Here is a 14,535-nt window from a genome sequence, read left to right as displayed (position 1 = left end):
AAACACACCTTTTTTAATAATAAACAGTCATTTACTTGACAACCCCTATGTTCAGATTGTATATTTGCGCTTTCTAAATATTAATAAAAACTAAAACATGAAATTATCACACTTCGGTTTCGAATTACCAGAAGAACGACTAGCTGAGTATCCTGCAGAAAACAGAGACGAATCTCGTTTAATGGTACTTAATAGAAAAGAACAGACTATTGAGCATAAAATGTTTAAAGATGTTATTGACTATTTTGATGAGGACGATGTCTTAGTTTTAAATAACACTAAAGTATTTCCTGCAAGACTTTTTGGTAACAAAGAGAAAACCGGAGCAAGAATCGAGGTGTTTTTATTAAGAGAATTAAACGAAGAGCAACGCCTTTGGGATGTTTTAGTAGATCCTGCACGTAAAATAAGAATTGGAAACAAACTTTATTTTGGTGATGATGATACTCTAGTAGCAGAGGTTATAGATAACACGACATCTAGAGGGCGTACATTACGTTTCCTTTACGATGGGTCTTACAGAGAATTCCGTATTAAATTAAACGAGTTAGGCGAAACACCACTACCTAAATACATAAAAAGAGATGTAGAGCCAGAAGATGAGGAGCGCTACCAAACCATTTTTGCTAAAAACGAAGGAGCAGTAGCAGCACCAACAGCAGGACTTCACTTTTCTAGACACCTATTAAAACGTTTAGAAATAAAAGGTGTTAATTTTGCCGAAGTAACATTACACGTAGGTTTAGGTACTTTTAATCCAGTTGAGGTAGAGGATTTATCTAAACATAAAATGGATAGCGAAGAGCTTAAAATAGGACCAGAAGCCGTAAATATTGTAAACAGAGGTTTAAAAGAAAAACGTCGTATTTGCGCCGTAGGTACCACAGCGGTTCGCGCCGTAGAAAGTGCAGTATCAACAAATGGCCAGTTAAATGAGTACGATGGTTGGACAAATAAATTCATTTTTCCCCCTTATGAGTTTACAATTCCAAATGCAATGATAACCAACTTCCATACGCCAAAATCAACGTTGTTAATGATGGTTTCAGCCTTTGCAGGTCACGATTTTATAAAACGCGCTTACGACGAGGCAATTAAAGAAGGATACAACTTCTATAGCTACGGCGATGCCATGTTAATCATATAATATCAAAGTATTTTAAATCATAATAAGCCTCTTTTTTTAAGGGGCTTTTTTATGGGTAATAATTTGGGCATTCCCCAAGGGTCGGGCTTTCGGCAGTCGCTTTTTTGTGTTGCATAGGTGCAACAACACAAAAAGAGCTTCAACAAATGCCTCAATCCCTAATGCAGCTTACTAGTTTCAATTTAAGTACATAACTTCAGTATAAATATTTAAGGCAAGATGCCAATAGGCAGAGGATTTTTTTTCCTTATTTTTGCATCCAAATGGAAATCAAGAAAAAAGACATACGCGCATTAACCAAAGAGCAACTAAGAGAATTCTTTGAGAAAAATGGAGATAAAGCCTTTCGTGGTAATCAGGTTTACGAATGGTTATGGCAAAAAGGAGCGCATAAATTTGAGGATATGACGAATGTTTCAAAAGAAACCCGTCAAATGCTTGAAGATAACTTTGTAATAAATCACATTAAGGTCGACCAGATGCAACGCAGTTCAGACGGTACCATAAAAAACGCCGTTCGCCTTCACGACGATTTAATAGTAGAGTCGGTTTTAATACCAACAAAAACAAGAACAACAGCCTGTGTATCCAGTCAAGTAGGTTGTAGTTTAGATTGTAAGTTCTGTGCAACATCACGTTTAAAGCGTATGCGTAATTTAAATCCAGACGAAATTTACGATCAAGTAGTAGCTATCGATAACGAAAGTCGTTTATATCATAATCGTCCCTTAAGTAATATTGTGTTTATGGGTATGGGCGAACCACTCATGAATTATAATAACGTTATAAAAGCCATCGATAAAATTACTTCGCCAGAAGGTTTAGGTATGTCGCCAAAGCGTATTGTAGTATCAACATCTGGTGTGCCAAAAATGATTAAAAAAATGGCCGATGATGATGTTAAGTTTAAATTAGCCGTATCTCTGCATTCTGCTATAGATGAGGTTAGAACGTCTATTATGCCTTTCAACGCTACCTTTCCGCTTAACGATTTAAGAGAAGCATTGCAATATTGGTATGCTAAAACTAAAAACAGAATTACTTACGAGTATGTAGTTTGGGATGGTATAAACGACAAAAGGAAAGATGTAGATGCCTTAGTTGAATTTTGCAAATTTGCACCAAGTAAAGTAAACATTATCGAGTATAATCCTATAGACGATGGCGAGTTTCAACAAGCACAGTCCAAAGCTATAGATATGTATGTTGAGGTTCTAGAAAGTAACCATATAACCGTAACAGTAAGACGAAGCCGAGGTAAGGATATTGATGCCGCTTGCGGGCAATTAGCTAATAAAAGTTAAATAAAAAGAGCTGCAATTTGCAGCTCTTTTTATTTTAATGGTCTATATAAATTAGTCCTTCATGATTTTTAATGTCGCAGACCTTTCTTCAGATTTTATAATTATAAAATACATCCCTTTACCAAGCGTAGATAAATCAATAGTATTTTTTACAATGTTATTTGGTTTAATATCCATAACACGCTGTCCTAATTGATTTATTACTTCAGCAGAATCTATGGTCTCATTGGTTTCAATTTTTAAAATATCTTGCACAGGATTTGGGTAAACACGAGTTATTTCAAGTGCGTTATCCTTAACAGATAAAGATGTTGTATACGATACTTCAAAATCATCAACAACAATATATTCATTATTTGTGCAGTCGAAATGTCTAATTAGTATTCCAATAGTTTTTCCTGCAAACGTAGCCGGAATACTAGCCGTAACTATTTTGGCACTTGCTGCTCCTCCAGCTGTTAAAGTTTCTTCTAAAATATTATCGTCAAGCGATGGGCCAGTAGCATTATCGTATACATATACAGCGTAATGTTCAGCAAAATCAGGTGTGTAAGACGCTCCAACCCTCATTTCAAAAGTAGCCGTAATTGCATTAGCAGGTAACAAGAAGGTAGGGGTATAAAGCAGATTATCAGGTGTTAAAGCAACAGTTGCCCAAGATTGAGAAGCAAATACATTACCTGTAAAACCAATCGTATCAAAATTTCCAGGGCCAAAAGCTCCCCAATTATTGCCGTCCTCATCTAAATCGTTAATTCCCCAGCCGGTCAAATCTTCTAAATCCGAAGACCAAGCTACTGTTTGAGCATTAAGAGATATTGTTATAATTAAAAATAAAAGAGATAAAGTAATTTTTCGCATATTATATAATTTAAAGTGATTGATTAAATTATGTTTTTTATCTTACAAAGGAGCATTTTACCGATTAATAACATTTATTTTTGTTGTAATGTAAAATTAATTTTTGTCTGTTTTTGTTTCAAGATTATAGCATAGATATAACAGAATTAGTAGATTTGCTAAAACTGTAATTATATTTGAAAGTAGTAGAACAAATTAAGCAGCCTATAGCCTATGAAATGGATCTTTTCGAGCAAAAGTTTCAGCTTTCTATGTCTAGTAAGGTAGCATTGTTAAATAGGATTACCCATTACATTGTAAACCGCAAAGGGAAACAAATGCGACCAATGTTTGTTTTTTTGGTAGCTAAAATGGTTTCTAATGGCGAGGTTAGCGAGCGTACTTACAGAGGGGCTTCGGTAATAGAGTTAATACATACCGCTACTTTAGTGCATGATGATGTGGTTGATGACAGTAATCGCAGACGTGGTTTTTTCTCGGTAAACGCACTCTGGAAAAATAAAATAGCTGTTTTAATTGGCGATTTTTTATTGTCTAAGGGCTTGTTGTTATCTATTGATAATAATGATTTTGATTTACTTAAAATCATTTCAATAGCAGTACGAGAAATGAGTGAGGGCGAATTACTTCAAATAGAAAAAGCTAGAAAGCTAGATATAACTGAGGATGTTTATTACGAAATTATCCGACAAAAAACGGCAACCCTAATTGCAGCGTGTTGTAGTTTGGGAGCGGCTTCAGTTAAACCAGATTCAGCACACGTAGAGTCCATGCGTAAGTTTGGCGAGTTAATTGGTATGGCTTTTCAAATAAAAGATGATTTGTTTGATTATGGCGATACACAAATTGGTAAACCTACAGGAATCGACATTAAAGAACAAAAAATGACGTTGCCTTTAATTCATGTATTAAATCAAGCTTCAAAAAAGGACAAAAAGTGGCTAATTAATTCGGTTAAAAATCATAATAAAGATGCAAAACGCGTTAAAGAAATTATCGCCTTTGTAAAAGATAATGGTGGTTTGGACTACGCGGTTACCAAAATGAAGACATTTCAAGAAGAAGCGCTTCAGCTACTCGAAAATTTTCCAAATTCAGATTATAAAAGTTCACTTAAACTTATGGTGAATTATGTTATCGATAGAAAAAAGTAGTCTATTACTGCTGCTGCTGCTGCTGCTGCCCTTGTTGCATAACTTCTAAATTACGTTTATAGCTATTGTTAGTTGTTGATGTATTGAATACCGGAGTGTCTACAACAGTATCTTGATTCGTTTTAACTTCTACACTTACTTCCATTTCTGCTTCAACGCTACCTTTATAAACGCCTTTTACCGGAGAACAATCGCTATAATAGCGCCCCACAGCAATCCTTACGTGGTTTTCGTTAGCTATGGCGTTATTTGTAGGGTCTATGCCTAACCATCCGTAAAACGGAATATAAGCCTCAACCCAAGCGTGAGTTGCACCTGCTCCTCTAGTAATAGTATTATTAGGGCAAATGTAACCGCTAACATAACGTGCCGGTATGCCTAACATTTTTACCATTTTTAATAACACGTTGGTAAAATCTTGACATACACCGGCTTGTAGTTTCCAAGCTTCTTCAATAGGTGTGTTTACATTGGTTATGCCAGATTTGTACTCAAAATTATCATGCACATATTCACATAACTCAAGTGCCGCCTTAAACGGCGATTTGGTTTTAAGCATTTTATCTAAAATGATGTCTTTAATGTCTTCACATCCATTAAAGGCCTTAAATTTAGTGTAATCAATAAATTCAATTGTATTTTTTATACGGTTTAATTCTTTCCATTGCGATGCAATATCTGCGCTATCGTCTGGATAAATTCGTTCGGTGGTATTAACTTCAATGTCCGATATTATGCTTAATTCACTATGTGGTTCAGTAACCATAAAAGTGCCTACACGGTTGTTAAAGAAATCTATAAAAGTTTCAATATATGGGTTATTGGTTACAGATATTAAATGAGATTCTACCTTTTGGTATTCATCATTTATGGGATGTAGCCTTAATAATGTAGCACCGTCAATTACTGTACTGCTATAAATGTATTTGGTAATATGTTTAATATAAAATGTGGCCATAAGGTTTAGAATCAATTGTTTTGAGAAAAGTAAACGGCATTAATGTTTAAAGAAATATTTCTAATATCTTCCTTTATATCACTAATAAAACTAGTTAGTCCTTGGTTATTAATATTTTCAATTGTGGTATATTTAATGGTGCTTTCAAGTTTTCCTAATAAAAAATCTATTTTATTTTTTTCTAGTTCTTTGCAATCAATTAACTGATTAATGTGTTTATTAAGTTTATTTATACAATAATAAACCGATCTAGGAAATAACTTATCTTGAAATACCATACTTATAACGTGCTCTTCGTTAAATGTCGATTTATGCGTTTTCAAATACAGCTGATATCCACCAATAGAAAGCAATAAGTTTTTCCAGTAAAAACTTTTTTCCAAAGCATCGGTTGTGTTACTAATATCTATAAGTTTAAGCGAAGTAAAATCTGATATAAGTATTACACGTTCTAAATATTTCCCTATATTCATAAAGTAATACGAAGGACCACGCTCTTGGGTAATATCGGAGGTGCCGTAATATACAAGGTGATAATTTCTTAAATCTTCTAAGAATTGAACAGGGTCTTCTTCGAGTTTTTTTGGTAAATCGTTCTTTGTTAGATAGAGATAATAATTATTAATGCATAACCAAAGCTCCCTAGAAATATGTTCTTGAACACTTCTTGCATTTTCTCTGGCTTTAGTTACAATATTTAAAATTGAATTAGAATTTTCGGTGTTTAGCACCATAAATTTTATGCACTCCAAGGAGTCTTCAGTGAAAAATTCATTATCATAGGTTGTAAATGTTTTCATTATTGGTGTCCAAGAAAATAATTCGGGAGAGTCTTGGTTGGCATAATAGTTTACTTTAAGTAAACTTAAAATGCCGTTTCCTCTTTCCATATATCTGTCTAACCAAATAAGATTATTTGCTACTCTACTTAACATATATTAACTTTTTTAAAAGAATTATTCTATTACCCATGTATCTTTACTACCTCCACCTTGCGAGCTATTAACTACCAACGAACCTTTTTTTAGGGCTACTCTGGTTAGTCCGCCAGGGCAAATATCTATACCATCTTTACCGGTTAAAGCAAATGGTCGTAAATCGATACAGCGAGGCGATAACTTACCATCAATATAGCAAGGCGCTGTTGAAAGGCGTAAAATAGGTTGTGCTATAAAATTTTCAGGCTTTTTCTTTACGTTGTCTAAATAGTCTTTTATTTCTTCTTTAGTAGCTTCATGCCCCATTAGCATGCCGTAACCTCCACTGCCATCAGTCTTTTTAATTACCATGTCTTTTATGTTTTTAGTAACATAGTCAAGCTCATCTGGTCTGCCTAATTGGTAGGTTTCTATATTTTTCAAAATAGGTTCTTCCCCTAAATAATACTTTATCATGTCGGGTACGTAAATGTAAATTGCTTTATCATCAGCAATACCAGTTCCTGGTGCATTAACAATATTTACATGACCTTTTCTATAAGCTGCCATAATTCCGGCAACTCCTAAAACACTTTTTTCATTAAATTCTAAAGGATCTAAAAAGTCATCGTCAACACGTCTGTAAATAACATCTACTTGTTTTAAACCATTGGTGGTTTTCATATAAACATAATGATTTTTTACAACTAAATCACTTCCTTCAACCAACTCTATACCCATTAATCTCGCTAATGTAGTATGCTCATAATAAGCCGAATTATAAATACCTGGTGTTAGTAAAACAATGTTAGGTTCCGGTTTATTTGATAGCTCTTTAAGCTTTTTATATAATAAGTTAGGATAGTTGGATACCGATCTTACATTACTTTTAGGTAGAATACCAGGAAACAAACGTTTAGAAATTTCTCTATTTTCTAACATGTAACTTACACCAGATGGTGTTCTTAAATTATCTTCAAGGACATAAAATTCACCATCGTTATTTCTAATTAAATCGACTCCAGAAATATGTACATAAATATCATGAGGTACTTTTACACCTTTCATTTCACGTAAATAATTAGGGCACGAATATATTAACTCGCCAGGTACAATGCCATCTTTTATTATAAATTGCTCATTATAAATATCTTTTATAAATAAGTTTAAAGCTTTTAGACGTTGCTTTATACCAGACTCAATTTTTTGCCATTCGCTAGATGTTATAATTCTAGGAACAATATCAAAAGGAAATATTTTCTCTATACCTTCATTATCATTGTAGACCGTAAAAGTAACACCTTGACTCATAAAGAGTTGTTTTGCAAGATCTTCTTTTTTTGTGAGTTTTTCTGAAGAGGTGTTTTCTAAGTACGTTATAAATTCTTCATACTGTGTTCTAAATACAGAACTATCGTTATACATTTCATCCCATGTCTTAGGGAGTAGGTCGTATGAAGAAAATAAATCGGTCTTGGCCATAGTTTTACGTTTTCTTAAATGTAGTAATATTTTGTGTAATATTTAAAAAATTATGAACTTGATTGAAAATAAATTAGTGATTTATAATTAATGTTGAAAATAATTTTAATTCTGCTTTTTTTATATGAAGAAATTATGATTTATTTATTATTTGAGTGTTAAGAGGCTCATTTTTATAAAATCCTAAATCTGTGATTAGAATAGGTTTTTTAATTCTGATTTGATTTGTTGAGATTCAACTTTATAGCATTTAATTACAAAGCGTTTATAGGATTGCTAATGTTTAGTTGAATAGTTTTAATACCACCATTTTTTTAATTACTTAAGGCGTTTAACTTAAAAAATGTATTATTTTATATTACTTTTACATGCACTAAAAACATAATCTTTTGATATCACCATCTTCCATTGATCAAGTATTTGAAACCGCCCGAGTAGAGGAGGTTATTGGGGATTTTGTTCAGCTTAAAAAAGCAGGAAGTAATTTTAAAGGATTAAGTCCTTTTAGTGATGAGCGTTCTCCTAGTTTTATGGTATCGCCAGTAAAGCAGATTTGGAAGGATTTTTCGACGGGAAAAGGAGGTACTTCGGTGTCTTTTTTAATGGAGCATGAGCATTTTACTTATCCAGAGGCGATTCGGTATTTAGCTAAAAAGTATAATATTGAACTAGAGGAAACCGAGCAGTCCGATGAGCAGAAAGAAAAAGCTAACGAGCGCGAAAGTCTGTATTTAGTAAGTGAATTTGCGAATACTTATTTCCAAAAAGTACTACATAAAACCGATCAAGGACGATCTATTGGTTTAAGTTATTTTAAAGAGCGTGGTTTTACAGAGGAAACCATAAAAAAATTCGATTTAGGGTATTCCCTTAACGAGTGGCAAGCTTTTACAGATGAGGCCTTAAAGCAAGGGTATAATATAGATTTTTTAGCCAAAACGGGACTTACAATTGTAAAGGAAGATAAACGTTTCGATAGGTTTAAAGGACGTGTTATGTTCCCTATTAAAAGTATGAGTGGCCGTGTTTTAGGCTATGGCGGACGTATTTTAATTGCCGATAAAAAAGCTGCTAAATATGTAAACTCACCAGAAAGTGACATTTACCATAAAAGTAAAGTGCTTTACGGTATTTATCATGCTAAGCAAAGTATTGCTAAAGAGGATAATTGTTATTTGGTTGAAGGTTATACCGATGTTATTCAATTTCATCAAACAGGAATTCATAACGTGGTGTCTTCATCGGGTACGGCTTTAACCTCAGAGCAAATTAGATTAATAAATAGATTAACAAAAAATATAACAGTACTTTTTGATGGCGATGCGGCTGGAATGCGAGCGTCACTTAGAGGTATCGATTTAATTCTAGAACAGGGCATGAATGTTAAGGTCTGTTCATTCCCTGAAGGCGAAGATCCAGATAGTTTTGCTAGACAAAATACATTGGAAGAGCTTACGCTGTATTTAAATGAAAACGCTAAAGATTTTATTCAATTTAAGGCGTCTATTTTGTTTGAAGATTCAAAAAACGACCCTATTAAAAAGGCTGATACGGTAAGAGATATTGTTAATAGTATATCTAAAATTCCAGACCGTATAAAAAAGGAGATTTATATTCAGGAATGTGCTAGAATTATGGATTTGAGCGAAGAGGTGCTTTTTAGTACGTTAGCTCAAATGGATAAAAAGGAAGCGCAAGACGACCATAAAAAAGGAGCTCCCGAGCAACAGGCTTTTGATGTTATTAAACACCACCAAGAACCAGTTGAAAAAGTTGATGTTCAATATCTGCTAGAGCGAAAAATAATAGAAATATTATTGCTTTACGGAAATAAAACTGAAGACTTTGAAGATTTAGTTTTAAAGGAAAATGAAAAGGGCGAATTGATTCTAGAGCCTATTATTCAACAGGCTAAAGTATTCGAAAAAATATTTTTAGACCTTCAAGAAGATGAAATGCAATTTACAAATGCGCATTTTAAAACAATGTACTATACTATTATAGACCGTTTAAATCAAGATAAAAATTTTGAGTTAAAAACATTTGTGAATTCTGTAGACCAAAATATGGCTAATGAAATTACAACTATTTTAATGGACGATGAGCGCTATGCCTTGGATGATTGGAATAGGATGAATATTTTTCCTAAGCAAAAAATGAATAGTGTTGCGCAGTTGGTAAGTGAAACTATATTGAGTTTACGTTGCTTTTTAATAGATTTAAAAGTAAAAGAGTTTCAGCAGGAAACCCTTAAAAACAAAATAGACTCGAATAGAAATATACTTGAAGAAGTAAAAGACTATTCGGGTCTAAAAATGTTACTGTCTAGAAAACTAAACAGAGTTTTGTAGCTAATTGCTATACTTGTTGACTAAGTTTAGCTTGATTTACTAAATCAACTAAATTAGTAACTTTAAGTTTTCTCATTAAACGAGCTTTGTACGTACTAACTGTTTTTTCGTTAATATCTAACTCTTTAGAAATTTCCTTGTTCTTTCTTCCTATGGTAAGAAGTTTTAATACTTCGGCTTCTCTTGTAGAAAGTTTTTTGTAAAAATTCCCACCTTTATTAACTCGAGTACCAAACGCAAGTTGTTGCGTTAAATCGTTACTTAAATGAATGCCACCTTCATGAACTTTTAAAATGGCTTCATTAATAGTAATCACATTTTCAGATTTGTTTATGTAACCTGCAGCGCCTGCTTTAACGGCGTTTATGGCATAAACTTCTTCGGGTTGCGAACTAAGGATAATGGTTTTAATATCCGGGAAATCATTTTTTAAATAACGTAATACTGTTAATCCGTTTAATTTCGGAAAATCAGTTTCTGTTAAAATGATGTCTACTGGATTTTTCTTTACAAAATCTAAGATGGCTTCGCCATCATCTACACTTCCAACAATCTTGATGTTGGATGATGCTGAGAATAGGACTTCTAGTCCCTTCCGCGTAATTGGGTGGTTGTCTGCTATTAATAATTTTATCATAATTGTACAGCTTATTTTTTAATTAACTAATTGAGAGAAAGTTATGTTGAGAGATATAAGCTGTGGTAAATGTAATACTTTTTTAAATATTCTGCAAAAATTACAACAAATTACGAGGGATTTCGCATATAGGAATAGGAACCATCTTATGCTTATTATTGTTGTTATAACGCTTGTAAATATTAAAAACTTCTTGCTCTCTACCATTAAAATCATTGGCAGTTTTGCCTTCTTCATCCATGTTCATAGCCCATTCTAATTCTGGGTAAGATGCACCTATTTGGTCTTCATCGCTTCTTGCATCACCAAATAAACCATCGCTAGGCGAAGCTTTCATTATAGATTCAGGAACTTCTAAAAATTCACCTAAGTTGTATACTTCAGATTTCATTAAGTCGGCAATAGGGCTTAAATCTACACCGCCATCACCATATTTAGTGTAAAAACCAACACCAAAATCCTCCACTTTATTACCCGTTCCAGCAACTAATAAGCCGTAAAGTCCGGCGTAGTAATATAGCGTTGTCATTCGTAATCGAGCACGTGTATTGGCTAAAGCCATATCGACTGTGGCTTGTTTGCCTTTCAAAGATATTTCGGTTTTAAATTCTTCAAAAACAGGTGTTAAGTCGGCACGTGTGGAGTCAACATTAGTAAATCGGGTTTTAAGTTGTGCAATATGCTCGTTAGCACGACTTACATGACTTTCTGCTTGGTGTATTGGCATTTCAACACATAAAACGCGAAGTCCGGTTCTTGCACACAGGGTTGAGGTTACAGCAGAGTCAATACCTCCAGAAACTCCAACTACAAAACCATTTACGCCAGCTTTAGTGGCATAATCTTTTAACCAATTTACAATATGATTTTCAACTTTTTCTGTTTGCATATTAAATGAATTTATATGTAATAATACCAATAAAATTTTAAAATGACATACTGTTATTTTTACTTATTTAATAAACTAATGAAATAGGAAACATAAGCATAGCATAAGTTATAGTTCTAGGTTATTATAAAATAGGTGTAAAATAGAATATAATTATATGCCTTATTTTGAAACTTAATAGGTATAACAGTACCTTTGCAAACAAAAATAACCCAAACGTTCAATTTATAAAAATTTATGACGTTTAAGTTTTCTATGAAATCTATAATTTTTTTTTTATTGGTAATGTTGATGGTTGTTTCTTGTAAAAAAGAAAATGCCCTTGAAACTGAGATTGCTAAAATAAACACTGACGTTAAAATTGAACGTTTTGATAGATTGTTTGCCCAGGTAAACTCAGGTAAACTATCTAATTTAAAAACAGCTTATCCTTTTCTGTTTTCTGAAAAATATACCGATTCTTTTTGGTTGGCAAAAAAAGCAGATACCTTACAAATTCAATTATTTAATGAGGTTGATAAAGCCTTTTCAGATTTTAATAGCACTGAGCAGGAAATAGAATCTTTATTTAATCATTTAAAGTATTACTATCCAGAATTTAATCCGCCTCGAATCATTACTATAACAAACGATGTGGATTACAGAAATAGTGTTATTGTAACCGATACTATTGCCGTTATTGCTCTGGATTCTTACCTAGGTAGCGACCATGAATTTTATGGCGGAATAGCCAACTATTTAAAGGCGAATTTTAATAAAAATCAATTGGTTGTAGATCTTGCAAATGCCTATGCCGAAAAGTATACATACCACCCAGAGCGTAAAACCTTATTGGACGAAATGGTATACTATGGTAAGCTTTTATATTTTAAAGATGTTATGTTGCCTTTTAAAACTGAAGCGGAACGCATTGGTTATACCGAAGAAGATATAAATTGGGCCATGGCTAACGAAAGTTATATTTGGCGATTTTTTGTAAGTCGCGAATTACTGTTTAGTACAGATACCAAATTACCTCGACGCTTTATAAATCCAGCGCCTTTTTCTAAATTTTATTTGGAAGAAATTGATGCCGATTCGCCCGGGCGTTTAGGGCAGTATATAGGTTGGCAAATTGTTAGGGCATATATGAAACAAAATGATGTGTCTTTAAAAGACATGTTAATGAAAAGTACCGAAGATATTTTTAATAACTCAAAGTTTAAACCACGTAAGTAATGGCAAATACAACAACATCAAAAATAGTATTAAATGTTGAATTAGATGAAAACAGGGTGCCTGAAAAATTGCATTGGACAGCTCAAGATGGCGGTGTAACTAACGAGGAAGCTAAGGCTATGATGCTTGCCGTTTGGGATGCCAAAGCTAAAGAAGCTATGCGTATAGATTTATGGACAAAAGATATGCCTGTTGATGAAATGAAAATATTTTTTCATCAAACCTTAGTGGCTATGAGCGATACTTTTTTAAGAGCGACTCAAGATGATAAAATGAGTGCTACAATGAAAGATTTTTGCGATTATTTTGCCGAAAAACTAGAGTTGAAAAAGTAAGCCGAATTTAAAAATTCATGGCTAATCCAAAGCCTCTACCATTGGCTATAATTTTAAACTCAGGTTTAAAAGTAGTACTCGATGTTGGGTTTATAGAGGCATTGTAAAGCTCTACCGCTTGATTAATCTTTTTATTTGAACGCGACGAAATTGGTATAGCCACAGCTATTAGTCCTGCGCCAATACCGGCTAATGTCCAATTTACTTCGCCACCACCTAACGAGGTGCCTATTGGCCATCCAATTAATCCGCCACCAACAAAGCCTAAAACACCAGATAAGCTGCGATTAGTTCTGCCTTTTTTTATCAATTCATAAGCATCCGTATTGGTTTCAATTATGGATGCTAAATCGCCAATAGATATAAGTTCTTTATTATACGTGTACTTGTAGCCTCCAAATACTTTCTCAGTATCAATTTTTTGAGCATTAACAAGCGAAGTAAATGATAAAGCAGTAACGAATATTATAAGATAAGTTTTCATTTTAATGAGTTTAGGTTAGGTTTTAATTTGGGGTGCTAAATTTTCTATTACAAATATATAGAATAATTTCATGCTTATTCGTTTAATAAAAATATGGTTTTCTAGGGACGATTTTGAGTACTGCTTTTTATGTCTTTTTTTAAATGATCGAGATACAATATGCCGTTTAAGTGATCTATTTCATGCTGAAATATTACCGATGTAAATCCATTAACGGTTTCTGTTTTATGTTCCGAATTCATAGTATCGTAGTCGATTGTAATAGAAAGGGATCTACTGTCTAATGTTTCAGAGCGATTTGGAATAGATAAACAGCCTTCTTTTACTGTTTGCTTTTTTTCAGAATAAGAAACAATTTTAGGATTCAAGTAGACTTCAAAAGGAAACTCTTCTTTATCAAAACGTTGTACCCAAATAATGTTTTTTAATATACCAACCTGTGGCGCAGCAATGCCAACACCCAATGATGAACTATCTCTTACCGTGGCATAAAGCCGATTTATAAAGGTTTTTAAAACCAGGTCTTTACTGTTAGGTTTTATATATGCACTTTTCTTTCTTAATAATAAGGAATCGTTAGCGTTATTTATCTTGTAAACACGCATAGGTTTTAAGCTATCGGAATTCATAATTAACGCTGTTTCCTTGAGAGAAAATGATTTTTTAAACGCATTCTTCGAGCTAGAACAACTAGTTATAACTAAGCATACAATAAGAATTTTGATTGTTTTATACATGCACGAGATTTTAAATTAACTAGTAAGGAAACGTAAGAGTACTATAATTAATATAAATTAT

Annotated in this window: 14 protein-coding genes; 6 read left to right on the top strand and 8 right to left on the bottom strand. The window is 33.1% G+C overall.

Features of this window, described 5'->3' with window-relative positions:
• Nucleotides 1–97 precede the first annotated feature (97 nt).
• Entirely contained in the window at nucleotides 98–1,147 is a 1,050-nt protein-coding gene (gene queA, locus AAFN75_RS04330) for a tRNA preQ1(34) S-adenosylmethionine ribosyltransferase-isomerase QueA (protein WP_411808390.1), read from the top strand.
• Nucleotides 1,148–1,410: 263 nt separating this feature from the next.
• A complete protein-coding gene (rlmN, locus tag AAFN75_RS04325; protein WP_144115722.1) occupies nucleotides 1,411–2,451 on the top strand; it encodes a 23S rRNA (adenine(2503)-C(2))-methyltransferase RlmN in 1,041 nt (346 codons plus the stop codon).
• 51 nt (nucleotides 2,452–2,502) lie between these two features.
• Here rlmN and AAFN75_RS04320 read toward each other — a convergent pair whose 3' ends face one another.
• Nucleotides 2,503–3,312 carry a T9SS type A sorting domain-containing protein gene (locus tag AAFN75_RS04320; RefSeq protein WP_411808389.1) on the bottom strand — a complete coding sequence of 270 codons (810 nt, stop codon included), beginning with the start codon at nucleotides 3,310–3,312 and terminating at the stop codon, nucleotides 2,503–2,505.
• Between the two features lie 176 nt (nucleotides 3,313–3,488).
• Here AAFN75_RS04320 and AAFN75_RS04315 point away from each other — a divergent pair, with 176 nt between their 5' ends.
• Entirely contained in the window at nucleotides 3,489–4,466 is a 978-nt protein-coding gene (locus AAFN75_RS04315) for a polyprenyl synthetase family protein (protein ID WP_411808388.1), read from the top strand.
• A gap of 4 nt (nucleotides 4,467–4,470) precedes the next feature.
• Here AAFN75_RS04315 and AAFN75_RS04310 read toward each other — a convergent pair whose 3' ends face one another.
• From AAFN75_RS04310 to AAFN75_RS04300, 3 genes are read right to left on the bottom strand one after another with little or no spacing between them, the layout of a single operon-like run.
• Nucleotides 4,471–5,424: a transglutaminase family protein gene (locus AAFN75_RS04310; protein WP_411808387.1), complete on the bottom strand. Its 954-nt coding sequence runs from the start codon at nucleotides 5,422–5,424 to the stop codon at nucleotides 4,471–4,473.
• Between the two features lie 11 nt (nucleotides 5,425–5,435).
• On the bottom strand, nucleotides 5,436–6,359 hold the full coding sequence (locus AAFN75_RS04305) for an alpha-E domain-containing protein (protein WP_411808386.1): 924 nt from the start codon (nucleotides 6,357–6,359) through the stop codon (nucleotides 5,436–5,438).
• 21 nt (nucleotides 6,360–6,380) lie between these two features.
• Nucleotides 6,381–7,823 (bottom strand): circularly permuted type 2 ATP-grasp protein, encoded by a 1,443-nt coding sequence (locus tag AAFN75_RS04300; RefSeq protein WP_411808385.1) that lies wholly within the window; start codon nucleotides 7,821–7,823, stop codon nucleotides 6,381–6,383.
• A 389-nt stretch (nucleotides 7,824–8,212) separates the two neighbouring features.
• On the opposite strand from AAFN75_RS04300, the gene dnaG reads away from it, so the two are divergent.
• Nucleotides 8,213–10,174, top strand: coding sequence for a DNA primase (dnaG, locus tag AAFN75_RS04295; protein ID WP_411808384.1), 1,962 nt, complete (start codon nucleotides 8,213–8,215; stop codon nucleotides 10,172–10,174).
• A gap of 7 nt (nucleotides 10,175–10,181) precedes the next feature.
• Here dnaG and AAFN75_RS04290 read toward each other — a convergent pair whose 3' ends face one another.
• Both AAFN75_RS04290 and nadE read right to left on the bottom strand, forming a co-directional pair.
• Complete coding sequence (locus AAFN75_RS04290) at nucleotides 10,182–10,811, bottom strand: response regulator transcription factor (protein ID WP_144115715.1); 630 nt, start codon at nucleotides 10,809–10,811, stop codon at nucleotides 10,182–10,184.
• 100 nt (nucleotides 10,812–10,911) lie between these two features.
• Entirely contained in the window at nucleotides 10,912–11,700 is a 789-nt protein-coding gene (nadE, locus tag AAFN75_RS04285) for an NAD(+) synthase (protein ID WP_411808383.1), read from the bottom strand.
• A gap of 255 nt (nucleotides 11,701–11,955) precedes the next feature.
• Here nadE and gldB point away from each other — a divergent pair, with 255 nt between their 5' ends.
• Both gldB and gldC read left to right on the top strand, forming a co-directional pair.
• Nucleotides 11,956–12,918 carry a gliding motility lipoprotein GldB gene (gldB, locus tag AAFN75_RS04280; protein WP_411808382.1) on the top strand — a complete coding sequence of 321 codons (963 nt, stop codon included), beginning with the start codon at nucleotides 11,956–11,958 and terminating at the stop codon, nucleotides 12,916–12,918.
• Complete coding sequence (gene gldC, locus AAFN75_RS04275; RefSeq protein WP_144115712.1) at nucleotides 12,918–13,253, top strand: gliding motility protein GldC; 336 nt, start codon at nucleotides 12,918–12,920, stop codon at nucleotides 13,251–13,253. Before gldB ends, gldC begins: the two co-directional genes overlap by 1 nt.
• A gap of 7 nt (nucleotides 13,254–13,260) precedes the next feature.
• Here the strand turns inward: gldC and AAFN75_RS04270 are convergent, their stop codons facing one another.
• Both AAFN75_RS04270 and def read right to left on the bottom strand, forming a co-directional pair.
• Nucleotides 13,261–13,737 carry a hypothetical protein gene (locus tag AAFN75_RS04270; RefSeq protein ID WP_411808381.1) on the bottom strand — a complete coding sequence of 159 codons (477 nt, stop codon included), beginning with the start codon at nucleotides 13,735–13,737 and terminating at the stop codon, nucleotides 13,261–13,263.
• A gap of 101 nt (nucleotides 13,738–13,838) precedes the next feature.
• Nucleotides 13,839–14,366: a peptide deformylase gene (gene def / locus AAFN75_RS04265; protein WP_411808380.1), complete on the bottom strand. Its 528-nt coding sequence runs from the start codon at nucleotides 14,364–14,366 to the stop codon at nucleotides 13,839–13,841.
• Nucleotides 14,367–14,535: the final 169 nt, after the last annotated feature.

The sequence above is a fragment of the Algibacter sp. AS12 genome (assembly GCF_046736315.1).
GTDB lineage: Bacteria > Bacteroidota > Bacteroidia > Flavobacteriales > Flavobacteriaceae > Algibacter_B > Algibacter_B amylolyticus.
This window is presented reverse-complemented; position numbering and strand designations above follow the sequence as displayed.

Coding starts and splice junctions, on each gene's coding strand:
- queA (WP_411808390.1), top strand. CDS start 98: ATGAAATTATCACACTTCGGTTTCGAATTACCAGAAGAACGACTAGCT.
- rlmN (WP_144115722.1), top strand. CDS start 1,411: ATGGAAATCAAGAAAAAAGACATACGCGCATTAACCAAAGAGCAACTA.
- AAFN75_RS04320 (WP_411808389.1), bottom strand. CDS start 3,312: ATGCGAAAAATTACTTTATCTCTTTTATTTTTAATTATAACAATATCT.
- AAFN75_RS04310 (WP_411808387.1), bottom strand. CDS start 5,424: ATGGCCACATTTTATATTAAACATATTACCAAATACATTTATAGCAGT.
- AAFN75_RS04305 (WP_411808386.1), bottom strand. CDS start 6,359: ATGTTAAGTAGAGTAGCAAATAATCTTATTTGGTTAGACAGATATATG.
- AAFN75_RS04300 (WP_411808385.1), bottom strand. CDS start 7,823: ATGGCCAAGACCGATTTATTTTCTTCATACGACCTACTCCCTAAGACA.
- AAFN75_RS04290 (WP_144115715.1), bottom strand. CDS start 10,811: ATGATAAAATTATTAATAGCAGACAACCACCCAATTACGCGGAAGGGA.
- nadE (WP_411808383.1), bottom strand. CDS start 11,700: ATGCAAACAGAAAAAGTTGAAAATCATATTGTAAATTGGTTAAAAGAT.
- gldB (WP_411808382.1), top strand. CDS start 11,956: ATGAAATCTATAATTTTTTTTTTATTGGTAATGTTGATGGTTGTTTCT.
- gldC (WP_144115712.1), top strand. CDS start 12,918: ATGGCAAATACAACAACATCAAAAATAGTATTAAATGTTGAATTAGAT.
- AAFN75_RS04270 (WP_411808381.1), bottom strand. CDS start 13,737: ATGAAAACTTATCTTATAATATTCGTTACTGCTTTATCATTTACTTCG.
- def (WP_411808380.1), bottom strand. CDS start 14,366: ATGAATTCCGATAGCTTAAAACCTATGCGTGTTTACAAGATAAATAAC.